This is a genomic window from Bradyrhizobium sp. Rc2d (assembly GCF_900099855.1).
Classification (GTDB): Bacteria; Pseudomonadota; Alphaproteobacteria; order Rhizobiales; family Xanthobacteraceae; genus Bradyrhizobium.
In genome coordinates this window covers 1-16,720 of record NZ_FNCU01000006.1, presented here as the reverse complement: position 1 = coordinate 16,720, position 16,720 = coordinate 1, and the positions used below count along the sequence as shown (strand labels likewise).

The window sequence follows — 16,720 nt, the reverse complement described above, 5'->3', positions numbered from 1 at the left end:
AAGGAGAGAGTCATGAACAAGATCATCCGCATTGCCGCAGCGCTGGCGCTGACCATCGGCCTTGCCGCCGGAGCGCTCGCCGCCCAGGGCGCCTCGATCATCGGCGAGGTCAAGAAGATCGACGAGGGCGCCGGCAAGATCACGCTCAAGCACGGACCTGCGAAGAGCCTCGGCATGGAAGAACCCATGACCATGGTCTACCGCGTCAAGGACACAGCGATGCTGAAGCAGGTGAAGGTCGGCGACAAGGTAACCTTCGAGGCCGAGGAGGCGGCATCGGGGTACACGGTGACGAAGATGGAGAAGGCGAAGTAAGGGCCCTCGGCATTCCGTTGTGGTCATTCCGGGGCGCGCCCTCTTGGCGCGAACTATGATGCGCAATTGCGCATCAGAGAATCCATGTCTCCACGTCACTTACCGCAGGATGGATTCCGGGTTCGCGCTGCGCGCGTCCCGGAATGACGGGCAAAACACCCGTCCCGCACTCCTGCCCCCACCCCTCCGTTAACCCTTTGCTAACCATACACCGGGCAAAAATTGCCGGGTGAAGTCGAGTGTCGTCAGCCGGGTAGAACGGGAGATCCCCCGTGGACGCCAGTGCGGTGCCTCACTTTCGGAACGGCGGCCCTTCGGCCGCCGCGCAGACGTTTGGGGCGCGCGGACGGCAGTCGCGCGGGGAGGCAGCTACCATGGTCGACGTCACCGCAGGACAGGGCGTAGGCGCAGCAAGGCCCTCGATCCCCTCCCTCAACGAGATCGTCACCATCCTCAAGCGCGGCGACATCGCGCTGGCGCTCGGCATCCTCACCATCCTGGTGGTGCTGATCCTCCCCCTGCCCGCGATCGTGCTGGATCTGTTCCTGGCGATCTCGATAACGCTCTCGATCCTGATCCTGATGACGTCGCTGTTCATTCAGGCGCCGCTGGAATTCTCCGCCTTCCCGACCATCCTCCTGATCTCGACCATGCTGCGCCTGTCGCTCAACATGGCCTCGACCCGGCTGATCCTGTCGCACGGCCACGAGGGCACGGCTGCCGCCGGTCACGTTATCGAAGCGTTCGGCAGCTTCGTGATGGGCGGCAATTTCGTCATCGGTATCATCGTCTTCGCCATCCTGATCATCGTCAACTTCGTCGTCATCACCAAGGGTTCGGGCCGTATCGCTGAAGTTGCCGCCCGCTTCCACCTCGACGCCATGCCCGGCAAGCAGATGGCGATCGATGCCGATCTCTCCGCCGGTCTGATCGACGAGAAGGTCGCCAAGGAGCGGCGCAAGGAGTTGGAGGACGAGAGCGGCTTCTTCGGCGCCATGGACGGTGCCTCCAAGTTCGTCCGCGGCGATGCCATCGCCGGCCTGCTGATCGTCTTCATCAACGTCGTCGGCGGCATGATCATCGGCGTGGCGCAGCAGGGCATGTCCTTTGCCGACGCCGGCCGCAGCTACACGCTGCTGACCGTCGGTGACGGCCTCGTCACCCAGGTGCCGGCGCTGATCGTCTCGACCGCGGCCGGCCTGCTCGTCTCCAAGGCCGGCGTCTCCGGCGCCGCCGACAAGGCGCTGATGAAGCAGTTCTCCGGCTATCCGCAGGCCCTGGCCATGTCCTCGGCGGTGATGCTGGTGCTGGCGGCCCTGCCGGGCATTCCGACCATCCCCTTCCTCGCGCTCGGCGCCGGCGCCGGCGCGCTGGCCTGGCACGCCCGCAACCACAAGAAGACTGCCGTCAAGGCCGAGGAAGCCGCCAAGGCCGCGCCTGCTCCGGGCATGCCGGGTGCGCCGGGCGCGGCTGCGGCCGAAGAGCCGATCTCGGCGGCGCTCAAGATCGACGACCTCAAGATCGAGCTCGGCTATGCTCTGCTGCCGCTGGTCAACGGCCCCGATGGCACCGACCGCCTCACCGAGCAGATCAAGGCGCTGCGCCGTTCGCTCGCGATCGAGATGGGCTTCGTGATGCCGGCGGTGCGCATCCTCGACAACGTCCAGCTCGAGGCCAATACCTACATCATCAAGATCAAGGAGGTCGACGCCGGCACCGGCAAGATCTGGCCGAACCAGTTCATGGTCATGGACCCCGGCGGCAGCCAGGTGCAGGTGCCCGGCATCCACACCACCGAGCCGACCTTCGGCCTGCCCGCCACTTGGGTCGATGCCAGCCTCAAGGAGGAGGCCTCGCTCAAGGGCTACACTGTGGTCGATGCTGCGACCGTGCTCTCGACCCACCTCACCGAGCTGCTCAAGGCCAACATGTCGGACCTGCTCTCCTATGGCGAGGTGCAGAAGCTGCTCAAGGAGCTGCCGAAGGAGCAGAGCGAGCTGGTCAAGGATATCGTGCCGGGACAGGTCACGGTCTCCGGCATCCAGCGCGTGCTGCAGCTCCTGCTCGCCGAGCGCATCTCGATCCGCGACCTCTCGACGATCCTCGAAGGCATCGCCGACTCGCTCGCCTTCTCGCGCAATCCCGCGACCATGGTCGAGCATGTCCGCGCCCGGCTGGCGCGGCAGATCTGCGCGCAGAACACCTCCTACAACGGCTATCTGCCGCTGATCGCGCTGTCGGCACGGTGGGAGCAGGCCTTCGCCGAATCCATCATCGGCCAGGGCGAGGAGCGCAGCCTCGCGATGCAACCCTCGAAACTGTCGGAGTTCATGACCGCCGTGCGCGAAGCGTTCGAGCGTGCCGCCCGCGAAGGCGAGGCGCCGGTGCTGGTGACCTCTGCCGCAATTCGTCCGTTCGTGCGTTCCCTGGTGGAACGGTTCCGAGCCCAGACCACCGTGCTGTCGCAGGCCGAAATCCACCCTAGGGCGAGGTTGAAAACGGTCGGAAGCATCTGATTTGCCTCAAGAAGCCGTGTGTTTTTCGGCCACAGGCAAATGGTTTTTGAGTTCCTGGCGCCTTGTGGACCAAGCATCGAAAAGACAACCCGCAGGCACATTACATCTTTGAAATAATTATATAATCGAACGATCCAGGGACGTTTTTGATCGCGACGTTTCACGTCCTTTCACGCCCTTGTGATCGCCTCTTGGGAACGAATCCTCCCAATACTAGGTTGTTAGCCACCGGAAACATGAACCGGCCTGAAAGGGCTGGCGACTACTTCGGGTAGATGGCGGCAGGAGGCTTCCATGAACCACTCGATCTACAGCGCTGATCGCGCGACCCATTTGAAAATTGTGGTCGTCGCCCTCGTCGCAGGGATCGCGGTGGCGGGCCTCGGCATCACCGCACGCACGGATTCGGATGAAGGTCTGACCCAGACCGCCCGCGTCATCAAGGCCGACAAGCCGGTCGTTATCACCAGTTCGAACGCGTCTCTCGTTCGCTAAGGAGATCTGACGAGTTTTGTGAATTCACGCGGCTCTTTACCAGCCCCCCAAAGTCGCCACGTGGATATGTAGACGACCCCAACCCCAAGTCGACTACAGAAAGCGCCCGCCCCCCACGGGCGCTTTCTCACGTCTGGGGTATGTTTGCATTGTGGGTGTGGCGCCAGCAGTCCCACAAATTCCGCTGTCATTCCCCGCGGAGGCGGGGAATCCAGTACGCCGCGGCTTCTCCGTATCCCACTATTGTCTCTGGAATACTGGATCGCCCGCTTTCGCGGGCGATGACACCGAATCTTTGGCAACTACCGCCCCCCATAGGTCGGCGGCGGCGCCTGTACCGTCGGCGCGGCCGCCGCGAACAGCTCATCCTTGCTGCCGGTGAGCGGCGGATAGATGCGCCTGCGGTTGATCGTCTCCTTGGTCACTTTCGCCGCCGCGCCGGTGGCGCGCACCTCGCGGTCCCAGCCTTCGGTATAAAGCGCGCCCCAGCCGCCGAGATCGAGCACGGTCACGTACCAGTCGATCCGCAGCGGCAGCATCGGCAGGCCGGCGAGATCGGCCACCACGTTGTGGCCGGCGAAGCGGCCCATGGGCCGCGCGAACTGACAGGACATCACGGTCGGATGCAGCCCGTCGATCACGCTCGAGGCAACGTCGCCGGCCGCGAACACGCCGCCGACATCCGCAACCTGCATGAAGGGATCAACCAGAATGCGCCCGAGGCGATCGCGCGCGTCCGGAAAGCTCGCCGTTAAGGGGCTTGCACGCATCCCTGCGCACCAGATCACCGTCTGCGTCGCAATGAACTCGCCCGAGCTCAGGTGCATACCGGCGGCCTCCACGGAGACCACACGCACGCCGAGGCGTGTCTCGACGTCGAGCGACGACAATGCCGTCTCGATGACGGGGCGCGCATGCGCGCCAATGGTGGCGCCGACCGCCGGATTGGGATCGACCAGGATGATGCGGCGGCTGCCGCTGATGCCCGCACGCGTCAGCCTGGCGGGCATCTCGGCCGCGACCTCGATGCCGGTGAAGCCGGCGCCGACCACCACAACCGTCGCACGCCCCGGCGACGGGGCGCTGCGTCCAAGCGAGACGAGATGATCCTCGAGGCGAAGTGCCGCAGCATAGGTGTCGACGTCGAAGGCGTGCTCGGCAAGGCCTGGAATGTCGGGACGCATCACCTCGCTGCCGAGCGCCAGCACGAGGCGGTCATAGTGCAACGTCTCCTCGCCGCCGCTGGTGACCAGCGAGATTTCGCGATGTGCCGGATCGATGGCTTCAACCTCGCCGAGACCATGGTTGACGCCGATCGGATCGAGCAGTTGCGGCAGCGGCAGCGCGATCTCGCCGAGGTCGATCTCGTAATTGCGCACGCGGATGTTGTGATAGGGATTGCGGTCGATGACGCGGATCTCGATGTCCCGCCCGCTCGCGCCGATCTCGTCGCGCTTGCGCGCAGCGCCGATGGCCGCCCACAGGCCTGCAAACCCGGCGCCGAGCACGACGATACGCGCCATGTCCGCCTACACTACTTTCCAAAGCAATCCCGCGGTCTGCCCGCGCAGGTAGATATAGCTCAACAGCCCGCATCCACCAACTACGGCAGCGCCGCACCGCTGCACAAAATCGCGACTTACGCCTCGCGCAGCTCCGACGGCGTCGCGCCAAAACGCTTGCGGAAGGCGCGGTTGAAATAGGACAGATCGGCGAAGCCCGAGGCGTGCGCGATGTCGCTGATCTTGCGCGCCCTGGCGCGGGGATCGCCGAGCAGCTTGCGGGCCTGTAGCAGGCGCTGCTCCAGCACGAATTCGGTGAAGGTCGTGCCGGCCTGCTCGAACAGGCGCTGCGCCTGGCGCGGGCTGAGGCCCGAGCGCGTCGCGATCTCGGACAGGCAGAGATCGTTACGGCCGAGCGCGGCCATCACGTCGGCGCGCATGAGATCGAGACGCGCCGCGGCATGCCCGCGTCCGCGCGCAAGTCCGGCATGCTCGGCGTCGGTCCCGAGCAGGAGGCCGACGAGATCGACCATGTGTTGCGCGGTCAGACGCTGGCCGACGGCATCGAGATGCGGCGCCTGATTGGCGGCGAGCGCATGGTAGCGGAAGATGGTCTCGGCGACCGCGCCGTCGGAGAGCACCTGTGACAGCTTGTCCTCCGCGCGCGGATTGATGTCGAGCAGCGCGCGGCGCGGCATGCGGATGGTGGTGAAGCGCTCCTCGTCGGTGTGGCCGACGGTGCCGGTGATGCTCATGTCGACGAGCACCATCTGCGCCGGCGCGAGCTCGACGGTATGGCCGTTCTGCCCGACGCGGACGAGGCCCGCATGTGCTGCAATCAGCACGAGATCGTCGCTGCCGTCGGCAAGGTGGCTCTGCGTGCGTGAATATTGTGCGGAAGCGCCTTCGGGAATGGCGAGCGCGATGTTGTCGACGACGCTGACCTGGAGCCGGCAGTCGATGCTGTCGCCCTGACTCGGGCCGATATCGAGGCCGCAGGAACCGAAGGCCCGCTCGCGCCAATGCTCGAACGCCGGGCCGTGCGGCAGCCCCGCATATTGGTGAATGAAGATGCCTGGCGTTCTCGCTGCATCCATCTGATTTCTGGCCCCTCTCCGGCACCATGATCGGCGGCGCCGACTGCAAATTCCGGGGATTTGACGCCGCCAAGTGCGGGGAGGTTCAAATCAGGGGCGGATTCGGCAGGACTTGTCGGGATGCGACGGAGGGTGGACCGTGGCGACAATTTGCCAGCGTGCTGGCCGTCGTTTGGGATTGGGCAATGCCTCTACAGGTCGTCCTGGCGAAGGCCAGGACCCATAACCACCGTCGCCAGTTGGCGCACGAGGACGTTGCTCGTGCTGAACGCAACAATATTCACTTGGGGTAATGGGTCCTGGCTTTCGCCAGGACGACGATGAAATGTTCGTCTACTTCTTCGCCGGCGGCTGCGTCGGCGGCACGGTCTCGATCAGCTTGCCGGAAAACACCGGCGCCGAGGTCGGCTGTCCGTTGGGCGAACCGCCGGCCTGCTCGACGGTGACGGCGTAGGTCGCGCCGTTGACGACGTCGGCATCGTAGGAAGCGAGCAGCGGACGCGCGGTGAAATCGCTCGCACCGATCACGCCGAGCGAACGCGGCCGCGGCAGCTTGTCGGAGATCAGCCAAAGCTCGAAGCTCTTGCCGGGCTCCGGGGTCGCGCCGACCTTCCGGACCGTGAAATTCCGCGTCGCACCGTCGATGGTGAGGATAAAGGCGGGGCCGCCACCCTGGCCCTGCAATAGGGCAACATATTGCGCAGAGGCGGTGAGCGGGGCGGCCGGTGTCTTCACTTCCACCGTCTGGATGCGTGGCGCAGGACGCAAGGCGCCCGGCAGCGCATCAGGCAGGAATATCTGGAGCGACAGCGTCATGAGCAGCGCGGCCGCAAGTGCGCCAACGGCGGATGCGATGTTGCGCCAGCGCTTCACGCGCCCCTCGAGACGGATCACATTGCCATCGTCGACGACCAGCGCCTGCGGCGCGCGGACGACATTGAGATCCGGAGCATGGACCTGCGGGATGAACTGCGGCGCGATGTCCGGGATGGCGTCGGGCTCGGGACGCGACGGCTGCGGCTGCTCCGCTTCGGGTTGCTGCGGCTCAGGGGACTGCACGCCCTCCGTCGCGGATTCAGATGACGCAGTCTCCGGCGAGGGCAACTCCGGTATGGGCGGAGGTGGCGGCGGCGAAGCCTCGGCAGGCGCAGGTGGCTCCTGCGCAAGCGCCGTGCGCGCGATCTCGGACCTGATGTTCTCCCACACGATCGGACGCGGTTCGACCGAGCCGACCATCTGGTTGAGGACGCCGAGCCGATGGGCCCAGGCCTGCACGATCTCGGCGAACGCCTCATCCACCGCCATCATGGTCTCGACCTGCGCGCGCTCGTCGGCGTCGAGCGTACCGAGCGCATATTCCGCGGCGAGCGCGATATGGTCCTCCGTGTAGGCCATCAGTTGCAGTCCGGAACCATCCTCACCATCCAAGCCATCAGAGTCCGAGACACTCGCGGATATCCAACATGCTGCGCCGAAGCCACGTCTTCACCGTGTTGACGGGCGCCGCGAATTTCTCCGCCAATTGCTCGCGGCTCCAGCCGTTGTAATAGGCGAGAAGCACGAGGCGCTGGCGATCCGGCTCGAGCCTGCCGATACATTCCAGGAGCCGCTTCAACTCCTCGGTCATCTCCCTCCGCGCCAGCGGATCAGGACTGTCGGCTGCCACCTCCATCGCCTGAGGCTCTTCCTCGATTGAGACTTCGGACTTCTTGCGCACGATGTCGATCGCACGGTTGCGCGCGATCGACGCCATCCACGTGATCGGCGAGGACATAGCCGGATTGAACTGGCCAGCGCTGTTCCAGATCTTGACGTAGGTCTCTTGAATGACCTCCTCTGCGAGATCCTGCCGGCGCAAGATACGGAGCACGACGCCATAAAGTTTCGCGCGCGTGGCGACGTAGAGCCGCTCGAACGCGGCCTGATCGCGCTTCGCCACCGCCTCAATCAGCCCGACCAGCTCTGCTGGCGTCAGCATTCAGCCCCCTGAAACGCGGCCCGTCGCTTCCCTTCACCTCTCCCCGGCGGGGAGAGGTCGATTTGCGCAGCAAATCGGGTGAGGGGGCGCAGGACTAACGGGAGACCGTCACCCCTCACCCGGCGCTCCGCGCCGACCTCTCCCAAGGGAGAGGTGGGCACCGCCGTCGCTGGCACAGCATTCATTCCCGCTACCATAGCGCGCGACAAAGCCGACCACCAAGGGGCGCAGCGCCACACTGTGGACAGCACATACGAAAACCCGGACCTTGCGGGTCCGGGTTTGGCAGATTTCTCGGCGGTCTTGCTGCTGGCGCCGTTAGGCGACGGCGCCGATGCGGGCGCGCATCAGGCCGATGCTGTCGAGGTCAGCCTGCTCGCGGGCGTTCTCTTCGGCGCGTTCGCGGGCCTGGTCGCGCTCGTCCAGCAGCTCGACCTTCTTCAGCTCCTCGAAGGCCTCGGCCAACGCAGCCTTGGCTTCGTCGAGCTGGCCCTTGAGCTCGTCGGCCGAGCGGGTCAGGTTCTCGCGGCGCTGGATCGCGGCCTTGGCGTAGGTCGGGTAGGCGAAGTGCGAGGGATCGTTGATCCCGGCGCGCTCCTGCTCGGTCTGGATCTCGCGTTCGAGATCGACCGACATCCGCTCGAAGTCGGCGATCATGGTCTCGATCTGGGTGACCCGGCGGCGCTTCTCGTCGACCTGAAACTTCTTCAGGCGGATGAGGGTATCTCGTGACTTCATCGACTCGTACTCCCCAGAAGTCCCCTCGCTGCACGTGGGACGGCACCGGTCTGCCCACAGCCCCGATTGCGGCCAAGACCGGCTCTGCTACTCTGTGGGGTCGGATGATGAACTGACAAAGTTAGCGTTCCGTTTCCAAATCACCGAGGATTTGCGCCAGCTGGCGATAGCCGTCCGCGAGTGATGCATTTTCGTCCTTGCGCTGGCGCAGGAAGGCCTCGAGCGGCTCGTGCAGGCGGATCGCCTCGTCGACCTCGGGACTGGAGCCGGCCCGGTAGGCGCCGAGCCGGATCAATTCCTCCATATCGGCATAGGTCGCCATCACCTGCCGCGCCCGCTGGATGGTTGGCCAGAATTGCGGATCGGCCGATTTCGGCATGGTGCGGGAGACAGATTTGAGGATGTTGATGGCGGGGTAGCGGCCGCGCTCGGCGATCGAGCGCTGCATCACGATGTGGCCGTCGAGGATGCCGCGGACGGCATCCGCAATCGGCTCGTTATGGTCGTCGCCGTCGACCAGCACGGTGAAGATCGCGGTGATGGCGCCCTCCCCCAGGCCCGGTCCGGCGCGCTCCAAAAGCTTCGGCAGTTCGGTGAACACGGTCGGCGTGTAGCCCTTGGCGGTCGGCGGCTCGCCGGCGGACAGGCCGATCTCGCGCTGGGCCATGGCAAAGCGCGTCACCGAGTCCATCAGGCACAGCACATCCTTGTCCTCGTCGCGAAAATACTCGGCGACCGCGAGCGTCAGATACGCGGCCTGACGGCGCATCAGCGCCGGCTCGTCCGAGGTCGCGACCACCACGACGGACCGCGCAAGGCCCTCCTCGCCGAGGTCGTCCTGCAAGAATTCCTGCACCTCGCGGCCGCGTTCGCCGATCAGCCCGATGACGCTGACCGCCGCATCGACGTTGCGCGCCAGCATCGACAGCAGCACCGACTTGCCGACGCCGGAGCCCGCGAAGATACCCATGCGCTGGCCGCGACAGCAGGTGAGAAAGGTGTTCATCGCGCGCACGCCGAGATCGAGCGGGGCGCCGACGCGCTTGCGCGAATGCGCGGGCGGCGGCGTATTGCGGAACGGCATCGGCGAGGAACCTTGCGGCAACGGCCCCTTGCCGTCGATCGGCTCGCCCAGCGCATTGACGACGCGGCCGAGCCAGGCCGCTGACGGTCGCACTTGATTGGCGGCATTGGCGATGACTGCCTTGCAGCCGCGGCGCACGCCATCGAGACCGGCGAACGGCATCACGACGGCATTATTGCCGGAGAAGCCGATCACCTCGCAGGGAATGGAGCGGTTGGCGCCGGTTTCGATCACCAGCCGCGCGCCGACCGACATGGCGTGAATGGGACCGGCCACCTCGACCATCAGGCCGCGCACGCCGACCACGCGGCCGTAAATATTAATGCCGTCGATGTCGCCGATCTGTTCGGCCAAAGCCTTCATCGGTGGGCCTTCATAACCTTCATAAAGTGCGCACCTTCGTCATCCGGGGCTTCACGGTGAAAACCTTAAGTTTCGCCATATTTCTGAACGGCGCTTAACTTCGTGTTTACCCGCATCATTAATCATTGCGTCACTGTCTTTGAAACTGAGCGTGACTTCCCTTCAGAAGAAGGCTGAGTCGCGGGAGTCGGTTAGGCCCGTCTCTTAAAGTGGAGCTTGAACGGAATCGGGTTACGAAAGCTGCTTCGTACGCAAGACCTTAGGGCGATTCGACAAAAATTGCACCGGGGGGACTTGCGTTCCAGAATCAGAGTTTGTTAACCATCTGTTGTCAGGATCCGAATCAGTTGTTCAAAGGCGTTTTGTTGAGTGCCGCGAATGCGGCCGACCTGACGCCCAGGAGCGGCGACTATGGGGAACTGGCATGCGCGTTTTGCTGATTGAAGATGACAGCGCCGTCGCGCAGTCGATCGAGCTGATGTTGAAGTCGGAAAGCTTCAACGTCTACACGACCGATTTGGGGGAAGAAGGCGTCGATCTCGGTAAACTATACGATTACGACATTATTCTCCTCGACCTCAACCTGCCCGACATGTCCGGCTACGACGTGCTCAAGCAGCTCCGGGTCTCCAAGATCAAGACACCTATCCTGATCCTCTCCGGCCTCGCCGGCATCGAGGACAAGGTCAAAGGTCTCGGCGTCGGCGCCGACGACTACATGACCAAGCCCTTCCACAAGGACGAGCTGGTGGCCCGCATCCACGCGATCGTGCGCCGCTCCAAGGGCCATGCCCAGTCGGTCATCCAGACCGGTGACCTCGTCGTCAACCTCGACACCAAAACGGTGGAAGTCGGCGGCCAGCGCGTGCATCTGACCGGCAAGGAATATCAGATGCTGGAGCTCCTCAGCTTGCGCAAGGGCACGACCCTCACCAAGGAAATGTTCCTTAACCATCTCTATGGCGGCATGGACGAGCCGGAGCTGAAGATCATCGACGTCTTCATCTGCAAGCTCCGCAAGAAGCTCGCCAACGCTTCCGAGGGCCGCAACTTCATCGAGACCGTGTGGGGCCGCGGCTATGTGCTGCGCGAGCCGCATGAGGCCGACGAGCGCATCCCCGCCTGATCCTGGGTTTACGTCGCGAGCCCCTCGGGGCTCGCTCCTCCCAGCCTGGACCCCGCCGCAAATGGCGGGGTTTTGTTTTTTGGACGTCTTCTCCCTCTCCCGCTTGCGGGAGAGGGCGGGGTGAGGGTGTCCCCGCATCGGGATAGCCCCCGTGTGGAGAGAGCCCCCACCCGGCGCTTCGCGCCGACCTCCCCCGCAAGCGGGAGAGGCACAGCAACCGTGCTGATAGGACTTCATCCCTCTCTAACGTTTGAACCGCTACCCTCCGCCAGCCGACGAATGGTCGCTGCACGATGGGGGAACGATGATCCTGCAATCACTCGCCGGCCTGCCCGCCTTCCTGGTTTATTTCTGCACCGGGCTGATCGCGATCGTGGCCTATCTGTTCGTCTACACCCGCATCACGGCGCATAACGAATTTCAGCTGATCCGCGACAATGAGCCGGCCGCGGCGATCGCGCTCGGCCTCAGCCTGCTCGGCTTCGTCGCACCGCTGGTCAGCGCCATCGCGCATTCGGCCAACGTGCTGGACTGCCTGATCTGGGCGACTATCGCACTGGTCGTGCAGGTCATCGTGTTCTTCCTCGTGAAGGTCCCGGTGCCGGACCTGTCGGCGCGGATTTCTGCCGGCGAGCTTGCCCCGTCGATCTGGCTCGGCCTGTCCTCGCTCGCGGCGGGCCTGCTGAACGCCGCCTGCATGATCTACTGACATGGCCGACAAATCCTCCAAAAAGGAGTTCGGCAAGCGCCGGCCGGTGACCGAGCCACCGCCGCCGCGGCCACCGATGAAGCGCTCCGGCCATGTTGCGCTGCTGGTGATGGGCACGATCGCGGTCGGCACCACCGCCTACACGATGACGCCGCGGCAGACCTGCGAGCCGCCTCCTCCCGGGGCGACAGTTTCCGGAACGGAGACGCCGGCACAGGCGAGCACCACGTGCAGCAGCAGAAGCAGCTCCTCGAGCGGTGGCAGCAGCTCGCGCTGGTCGTCGCGATCGAGCTTCTTCAGCAGCGATTCCTCGAGCCATTCCTCGTTGGGAACGTCGTCCGACTCGGGCTCCCAAAGCGTGAGCCGCGGCGGCTTCGGTTCGTTTGGCCATGGCTTCTCGAGCGGCGGCTAGCGCATGATCCGGAAAAGTGGCCACCGGTTTTCCATCGCGACAAACGCGAATCGCGTTTGCGCGGAGATCATGCGCAGGAAATGACATGCAACGCATCGTTTGTCTCGAGCGCGACGACTGGCGAGAGACCGCAGCGCAATGCGGCTTCGCCTTCCACACCATCGACGGCGAACGCTATTGGGACGAGCGCGCCTATTACGGCTTCACCCTCGACGAGATCGAGCGCGGCATCGAGACGCCGACCGGCGAGATCGACACGATGTGCCTGGAGCTCGCCGGCCGCGTCATCAGTGACGAGCGCCATCTGCGCCGCTTGAAGATTCCGGAAGCATTCTGGAGCTTGATCGCCGAGAGCTGGAAGCGCAACGACCGCAGCCTCTACGGCCGGCTCGACCTGAAATTCGACGGCAATGGTCCGGCAAAACTGCTCGAATACAATGCGGACACGCCGACCTCGATCTTCGAGGCTGCGGTGTTTCAATGGACCTGGCTCGAACAGGCGATCGAACGCCGCATGATCCCGGCGCGTGCCGATCAGTTCAACTCGATCCATGAGCGGCTGATCGCCGCATGGAAGGAGATTGCAGCAGGCCGCCACGTCCATCTCACCGGCATCACCGGCAATGAGGAAGACGCCGGCACGCTCGCTTATCTCGAAGACACCGCACGCCAGGCGGGGCTCTCGACCAGGCTGCTCGACATCGAACAGGTCGGCTGGCGCGATGATGGTGGCGGCTTCGTCGATCTCGACGATTGCGACATCGCGCTCGCGTTCAAGCTCTATCCTTGGGAATGGATGTTCCACGACGCCTTCGGTGCGAAGCTCAAGGACGCACCGACGCGCTGGATCGAGCCGCCGTGGAAGGCCGTGCTCTCCAACAAAGGCATCCTGCCGCTGCTCTGGGAGATGTTTCCGAACCATCCCAACCTGCTGCCGGCCTTCTTCGAGGACGATCCGCGCGCGGCTGAACTCGGCACGTCCTATGTGCGCAAGCCGCTGCTGTCGCGCGAAGGCGCCAACGTCACGCTGGTATCGGGCGGCATGCCGCTCGACGAGCAGGCAGGCCCCTACGGCGCTGAAGGTTTCGTGCGGCAAGCGCTGTCACCGCTGCCGAATTTTTCGGGCTTCTATCCGGTGATCGGAAGCTGGCTGGTGGACCACGAGCCCTGCGGCCTGTCGATCCGCGAGGACGAGAGCCCAATCACGGGCAACCGCTCGCGCTTTCTCCCGCACGCGATTTTGTAGTAGGAGCAATCTCATGAGGGCGCCTCCGAAGCAGATGGCGGCAGTGCTTACATTGCCTGGCATCAAGCGCTTCGAACATTTTGTCAAAGTTGTTGCCGATCGGCAGGCGCTATGGGGACTTTACCGGGATGGATGGGCTCTTGCGGCGGCGGATGATGGAGCGACCGTATTCCCACTTTGGCCCGCAGAGGAATATGCCGAAGTTTGCGCTTCGAACGAGTGGAGTGGGTATGAACCACGCTCTATCACCTTGAGCGACTTTATAGAAGTGCTCTTACCCAAGTTGCAGCAGGATGGTGTTTTGCCGGGCGTCTTCTTCACGCCGGCGAGCAAGGGGGTAACGCCATCAGCAGACGAGCTGAAGTCAGCCCTTGAGGCAGAACTGCAAAAGTACTGATGCGCGGCCTATACCTCGCCCCGCCAGCGGGGCGAGGTAAGAGCTCCACCTCACCTCGCCGCGGCGACCTTCAGTGTCGGCGGCATCAATCCCCCCATCGGGCGGCTGGAGCGCGCAGGGTTGAGCTGATAGAGCCCGCGGCGGTCGGCGATAGGACGGAAGGCATCGGTGATGCCGACAACGGATTCGGCGGCGCCGAGCAGCAGCGTGCCGTCAGCCTCCAGCGACTTCGCCATGCGCTCGAAGATCACGGCCTTGGTGTCCTGGTCGAAATAGATCAGCACGTTGCGGCAGAAGATGATGTCGAACGTGCCGAGATGGGAGAAGTCCTGCAACAAATTGAGCTGGCGAAACTGCACCATCGAACGGATGTCGGCATTGAGCTGCCAGATGTCGCCGGACTGCGTGAAATACTTCACCAGGAGCTGGATCGGCAGGCCGCGCTGCACCTCGAACTGGCTGTAGACGCCGGCCTTGGATTTCTCCAGCACCTCCTGCGACAGGTCTGTGGCGACGATCTCGATGCGCCAGCCGGCGAAGGCCGCTCCCATCTCCTTCACGCACATTGCGATCGAATAGGGCTCCTGCCCCGTCGACGACGCCGCCGACCAGATGCGCAGCGATTTGCGCGCCGCGCGTGCCTGGATCAGCCCCGGCAGGATGGTATTGCGCAGATGATCGAACGGGATCTTGTCGCGGTAGAAGAAGGTTTCGTTGGTGGTCATCGCTTCGACCACGTCGGTCGCAAGCCGGCCATCGCCGTTCCTGATCTTCAGCACGAGATCGGGAATGCCAGATAGGCTCGCCTTGCGGGCGAGCGGCAGCAGCCGGCTCTCGACCAGATATTGCTTGTCGGCGGACAGGTCGAGACCGGAGCGCTCTTTCAGAAACTTGCGCAAATAGTCGTAATCGACCGGCGTCACGAGCGGTCTCCCGCGAACAGGCGATTGACCTTGGCGCCGATCTGATTGAGGGGCAGGATCGCCGCGCAGATGCCGGCATTGGCGGCCGCGCCCGGCATGCCCCAGACCACGCTGGAAGCTTCGTCCTGCGCGATGACACTGCCACCGGCAGCGACGATGTCCTTGCCGCCGCGCATGCCGTCGGAGCCCATGCCCGTCAGGATCACGGAGAGGATGCCGCCGTGCCAGATGTCGATGGCGGAGGTGAAGAGCGGATCGACCGCAGGCTTGCAGAAATTGACGGCGGGGCCGTCGTCGAGCGCGATCACGGTGTCGGCGCCGCTGCGCACGACGCGCATGTGCTTGCCGCCGGGCGCCAGATAAATCCGTCCCGGCTTCACCGGCTCGCCGTCGATCGCCTCGGCCGCCGGCTTGCGGCTCGAGCGCGCCAGATGCTCGGCAAGAATGGTAGTGAAGGTCGGCGGCATGTGCTGGGTGATCAGCACCGGGACGCGGTCGATCACCGGGCCGAGCTCGGTGACGAGTGCCATCAGCGCCTGGGGACCGCCGGTCGAGGAGCCGATCAGCAACACCTTCGGCGTCTGGGTCGAGAACGGGCGCATCGCCAGCGCGCCCGACGACGGCGCGGCCGGGGCCGGCGCAGGCGCGGCGGATCGCGCGACGGCCGGTGCACGTACGGCCGGAGCCGGGCTCGCGGGCGCCAGTGGCGGGCTCGCAACCGCGGGTTTCCTGCGCAGACGCGCGCCGAGGTGACGGATCTTCTGGATCAAATCGTGGTGGAAGGTGTCCGCGGCGGAGGCCTCGCGCGTCGACTCCGGCTTCGGAATGTAGTCGGCCGCGCCAAGCGACAGCGCCTTGAAGCTGATCTCCGCGTTACGGCGAGTCAGCGTCGAGGCCATGATGATGACGAGATTGCGCTTCTTCGCCAGCAGTTGCGGCAGCGCCGAGAGGCCGTCGAGCTCGGGCATTTCGATGTCGAGCACGGCGACATCGGGATTGATGCGTTCGATCTGGTTGACCGCCTCGAGCCCGGTGCGCAGCGAGGCCGCGACCTCCATGTCGTGCTCGGCGCCGATCCAGCGCGAGATCAGACCGCGGATGACGACGGAGTCGTCGACGATCATCACCCGCAGCGGCCCCGCTTCGCGCGACGAACCCGTGGTCGAACTACCTGCGAACGCAGTACCCATTACTCACCAACTCAGACTGAAACGGTTCAGTTGAAAACAAGCGCCGAAGGATCCGTTCAGCCTCCGGGCGATCGCTCAGATAAGGCCGACTTCCTGGAATTTCGCCGTCACGATGTCCTTGTCGAAGGGCTTCATGATGTACTCGTTGGCGCCGGCGTGCAGCGCGCGCGCGATGTGCGCGACGTCGTTCTCGGTGGTGCAGAACACCACCTTGGGCTGGTCGCCGCCGGGCATGCGCCTGAGATGGCCGAGGAACTCGTAGCCATCCATCACGGGCATGTTCCAGTCGAGCAGCACCGCGTCGGGCAAGCCACGCTTGCAGGCCTCCAGCGCCTTCTCACCGTCTTCGGCTTCGAGGATCTGGAAGTCGAGGCCCTCCAGGATCCGGCGCGCAACCTTGCGGATGACGCTGGAATCATCAACGACGAGACAAGTTCGCATGTGAACCTCTGCTTCCTCCCCTTTGCCGGGGCACTTCCATTGCAGGCCCGATGACGGCGATGCCGCCGTATCAGGCCGCCATCATCTCGGGCGCGAGCTCGAGGACGCGATCGACGTCGAGGACGACCATGAGCTGGCCGTCGAGGCGGTGGACGCCGCCGGCGAGCTTGGCCATGCGCGGATCGAGG

General features: G+C 64.5%; 17 protein-coding genes and 1 pseudogene. 8 read left to right on the top strand and 10 right to left on the bottom strand.

All coding sequences use genetic code 11. From position 1 onward, the window contains the following. Nucleotides 1–12 precede the first annotated feature (12 nt). From BLV07_RS10595 to BLV07_RS10585, 3 genes are all read left to right on the top strand, one after another. On the top strand, nucleotides 13–315 hold the full coding sequence (locus BLV07_RS10595) for a copper-binding protein (RefSeq protein ID WP_091883961.1): 303 nt from the start codon (nucleotides 13–15) through the stop codon (nucleotides 313–315). A gap of 374 nt (nucleotides 316–689) precedes the next feature. Beyond that, nucleotides 690–2,831 carry a flagellar biosynthesis protein FlhA gene (flhA, locus tag BLV07_RS10590; RefSeq protein ID WP_176945463.1) on the top strand — a complete coding sequence of 714 codons (2,142 nt, stop codon included), beginning with the start codon at nucleotides 690–692 and terminating at the stop codon, nucleotides 2,829–2,831. Between the two features lie 294 nt (nucleotides 2,832–3,125). After that, nucleotides 3,126–3,326, top strand: coding sequence for a hypothetical protein (locus BLV07_RS10585; protein ID WP_091883951.1), 201 nt, complete (start codon nucleotides 3,126–3,128; stop codon nucleotides 3,324–3,326). Between the two features lie 302 nt (nucleotides 3,327–3,628). On the opposite strand, the gene BLV07_RS10580 is transcribed toward BLV07_RS10585, so the two are convergent. The 6 genes from BLV07_RS10580 to fliI all read right to left on the bottom strand — a co-directional run bounded on the left by BLV07_RS10580 (nucleotide 3,629) and on the right by fliI (nucleotide 10,088). Then, complete coding sequence (locus BLV07_RS10580; protein WP_091883947.1) at nucleotides 3,629–4,849, bottom strand: NAD(P)/FAD-dependent oxidoreductase; 1,221 nt, start codon at nucleotides 4,847–4,849, stop codon at nucleotides 3,629–3,631. 116 nt (nucleotides 4,850–4,965) lie between these two features. Further along, nucleotides 4,966–5,925: a helix-turn-helix transcriptional regulator gene (locus BLV07_RS10575; protein WP_091883942.1), complete on the bottom strand. Its 960-nt coding sequence runs from the start codon at nucleotides 5,923–5,925 to the stop codon at nucleotides 4,966–4,968. Between the two features lie 333 nt (nucleotides 5,926–6,258). After that, complete coding sequence (locus BLV07_RS10565; RefSeq protein WP_091883933.1) at nucleotides 6,259–7,320, bottom strand: anti-sigma factor; 1,062 nt, start codon at nucleotides 7,318–7,320, stop codon at nucleotides 6,259–6,261. A gap of 37 nt (nucleotides 7,321–7,357) precedes the next feature. After that, entirely contained in the window at nucleotides 7,358–7,903 is a 546-nt protein-coding gene (locus BLV07_RS10560) for a sigma-70 family RNA polymerase sigma factor (RefSeq protein WP_091883929.1), read from the bottom strand. Between the two features lie 318 nt (nucleotides 7,904–8,221). After that, nucleotides 8,222–8,641 carry a flagellar export protein FliJ gene (fliJ, locus tag BLV07_RS10555; RefSeq protein WP_091883925.1) on the bottom strand — a complete coding sequence of 140 codons (420 nt, stop codon included), beginning with the start codon at nucleotides 8,639–8,641 and terminating at the stop codon, nucleotides 8,222–8,224. A gap of 121 nt (nucleotides 8,642–8,762) precedes the next feature. Then, nucleotides 8,763–10,088 (bottom strand): flagellar protein export ATPase FliI, encoded by a 1,326-nt coding sequence (gene fliI / locus BLV07_RS10550; protein ID WP_091883920.1) that lies wholly within the window; start codon nucleotides 10,086–10,088, stop codon nucleotides 8,763–8,765. Nucleotides 10,089–10,512: 424 nt separating this feature from the next. Between fliI and ctrA the strand changes: the two genes are divergently transcribed. The 5 genes from ctrA (at nucleotide 10,513) to BLV07_RS10520 (ending at nucleotide 13,978) form a co-directional block, all read left to right on the top strand. Further along, nucleotides 10,513–11,214 carry a response regulator transcription factor CtrA gene (gene ctrA / locus BLV07_RS10545; protein WP_016848562.1) on the top strand — a complete coding sequence of 234 codons (702 nt, stop codon included), beginning with the start codon at nucleotides 10,513–10,515 and terminating at the stop codon, nucleotides 11,212–11,214. 304 nt (nucleotides 11,215–11,518) lie between these two features. Further along, nucleotides 11,519–11,923, top strand: coding sequence for a DUF350 domain-containing protein (locus BLV07_RS10535; protein ID WP_091883916.1), 405 nt, complete (start codon nucleotides 11,519–11,521; stop codon nucleotides 11,921–11,923). 1 nt (nucleotide 11,924) lies between these two features. Beyond that, a complete protein-coding gene (locus BLV07_RS10530) occupies nucleotides 11,925–12,335 on the top strand; it encodes a hypothetical protein (RefSeq protein WP_091883911.1) in 411 nt (136 codons plus the stop codon). Nucleotides 12,336–12,420: 85 nt separating this feature from the next. Next, nucleotides 12,421–13,581, top strand: coding sequence for a glutathionylspermidine synthase family protein (locus BLV07_RS10525; protein WP_091883907.1), 1,161 nt, complete (start codon nucleotides 12,421–12,423; stop codon nucleotides 13,579–13,581). Between the two features lie 13 nt (nucleotides 13,582–13,594). Next, on the top strand, nucleotides 13,595–13,978 hold the full coding sequence (locus tag BLV07_RS10520; protein WP_091883902.1) for a DUF2750 domain-containing protein: 384 nt from the start codon (nucleotides 13,595–13,597) through the stop codon (nucleotides 13,976–13,978). A gap of 50 nt (nucleotides 13,979–14,028) precedes the next feature. On the opposite strand, the gene BLV07_RS10515 is transcribed toward BLV07_RS10520, so the two are convergent. The 4 genes and pseudogenes from BLV07_RS10515 to BLV07_RS48750 form a co-directional block, all read right to left on the bottom strand. Further along, nucleotides 14,029–14,901, bottom strand: a complete 873-nt coding sequence (locus BLV07_RS10515; RefSeq protein WP_091883898.1) for a CheR family methyltransferase — start codon at nucleotides 14,899–14,901, stop codon at nucleotides 14,029–14,031. Then, complete coding sequence (locus tag BLV07_RS10510) at nucleotides 14,898–16,091, bottom strand: protein-glutamate methylesterase/protein-glutamine glutaminase (RefSeq protein ID WP_091883894.1); 1,194 nt, start codon at nucleotides 16,089–16,091, stop codon at nucleotides 14,898–14,900. Before BLV07_RS10510 ends, BLV07_RS10515 begins: the two co-directional genes overlap by 4 nt. A 75-nt stretch (nucleotides 16,092–16,166) precedes the next feature. Next, nucleotides 16,167–16,532, bottom strand: a complete 366-nt coding sequence (locus BLV07_RS10505; protein WP_007600538.1) for a response regulator — start codon at nucleotides 16,530–16,532, stop codon at nucleotides 16,167–16,169. A gap of 70 nt (nucleotides 16,533–16,602) precedes the next feature. Next, nucleotides 16,603–16,720 (bottom strand): annotated as a pseudogene (locus BLV07_RS48750) (chemotaxis protein CheW); the annotation flags it as partial.

Excerpts from the sequence above, each read along its gene's own strand:
- BLV07_RS10580 (WP_091883947.1), bottom strand. The coding sequence starts at position 4,849 with ATGGCGCGTATCGTCGTGCTCGGCGCCGGGTTTGCAGGCCTGTGGGCG.
- BLV07_RS10520 (WP_091883902.1), top strand. The coding sequence starts at position 13,595 with ATGAGGGCGCCTCCGAAGCAGATGGCGGCAGTGCTTACATTGCCTGGC.
- BLV07_RS10525 (WP_091883907.1), top strand. The coding sequence starts at position 12,421 with ATGCAACGCATCGTTTGTCTCGAGCGCGACGACTGGCGAGAGACCGCA.
- fliI (WP_091883920.1), bottom strand. The coding sequence starts at position 10,088 with ATGAAGGCTTTGGCCGAACAGATCGGCGACATCGACGGCATTAATATT.
- BLV07_RS10595 (WP_091883961.1), top strand. The coding sequence starts at position 13 with ATGAACAAGATCATCCGCATTGCCGCAGCGCTGGCGCTGACCATCGGC.
- BLV07_RS10560 (WP_091883929.1), bottom strand. The coding sequence starts at position 7,903 with ATGCTGACGCCAGCAGAGCTGGTCGGGCTGATTGAGGCGGTGGCGAAG.
- BLV07_RS10565 (WP_091883933.1), bottom strand. The coding sequence starts at position 7,320 with ATGGCCTACACGGAGGACCATATCGCGCTCGCCGCGGAATATGCGCTC.
- ctrA (WP_016848562.1), top strand. The coding sequence starts at position 10,513 with ATGCGCGTTTTGCTGATTGAAGATGACAGCGCCGTCGCGCAGTCGATC.
- BLV07_RS10510 (WP_091883894.1), bottom strand. The coding sequence starts at position 16,091 with ATGGGTACTGCGTTCGCAGGTAGTTCGACCACGGGTTCGTCGCGCGAA.
- BLV07_RS10505 (WP_007600538.1), bottom strand. The coding sequence starts at position 16,532 with ATGCGAACTTGTCTCGTCGTTGATGATTCCAGCGTCATCCGCAAGGTT.
- BLV07_RS10585 (WP_091883951.1), top strand. The coding sequence starts at position 3,126 with ATGAACCACTCGATCTACAGCGCTGATCGCGCGACCCATTTGAAAATT.
- BLV07_RS10535 (WP_091883916.1), top strand. The coding sequence starts at position 11,519 with ATGATCCTGCAATCACTCGCCGGCCTGCCCGCCTTCCTGGTTTATTTC.
- BLV07_RS10530 (WP_091883911.1), top strand. The coding sequence starts at position 11,925 with ATGGCCGACAAATCCTCCAAAAAGGAGTTCGGCAAGCGCCGGCCGGTG.
- fliJ (WP_091883925.1), bottom strand. The coding sequence starts at position 8,641 with ATGAAGTCACGAGATACCCTCATCCGCCTGAAGAAGTTTCAGGTCGAC.
- flhA (WP_176945463.1), top strand. The coding sequence starts at position 690 with ATGGTCGACGTCACCGCAGGACAGGGCGTAGGCGCAGCAAGGCCCTCG.
- BLV07_RS10575 (WP_091883942.1), bottom strand. The coding sequence starts at position 5,925 with ATGGATGCAGCGAGAACGCCAGGCATCTTCATTCACCAATATGCGGGG.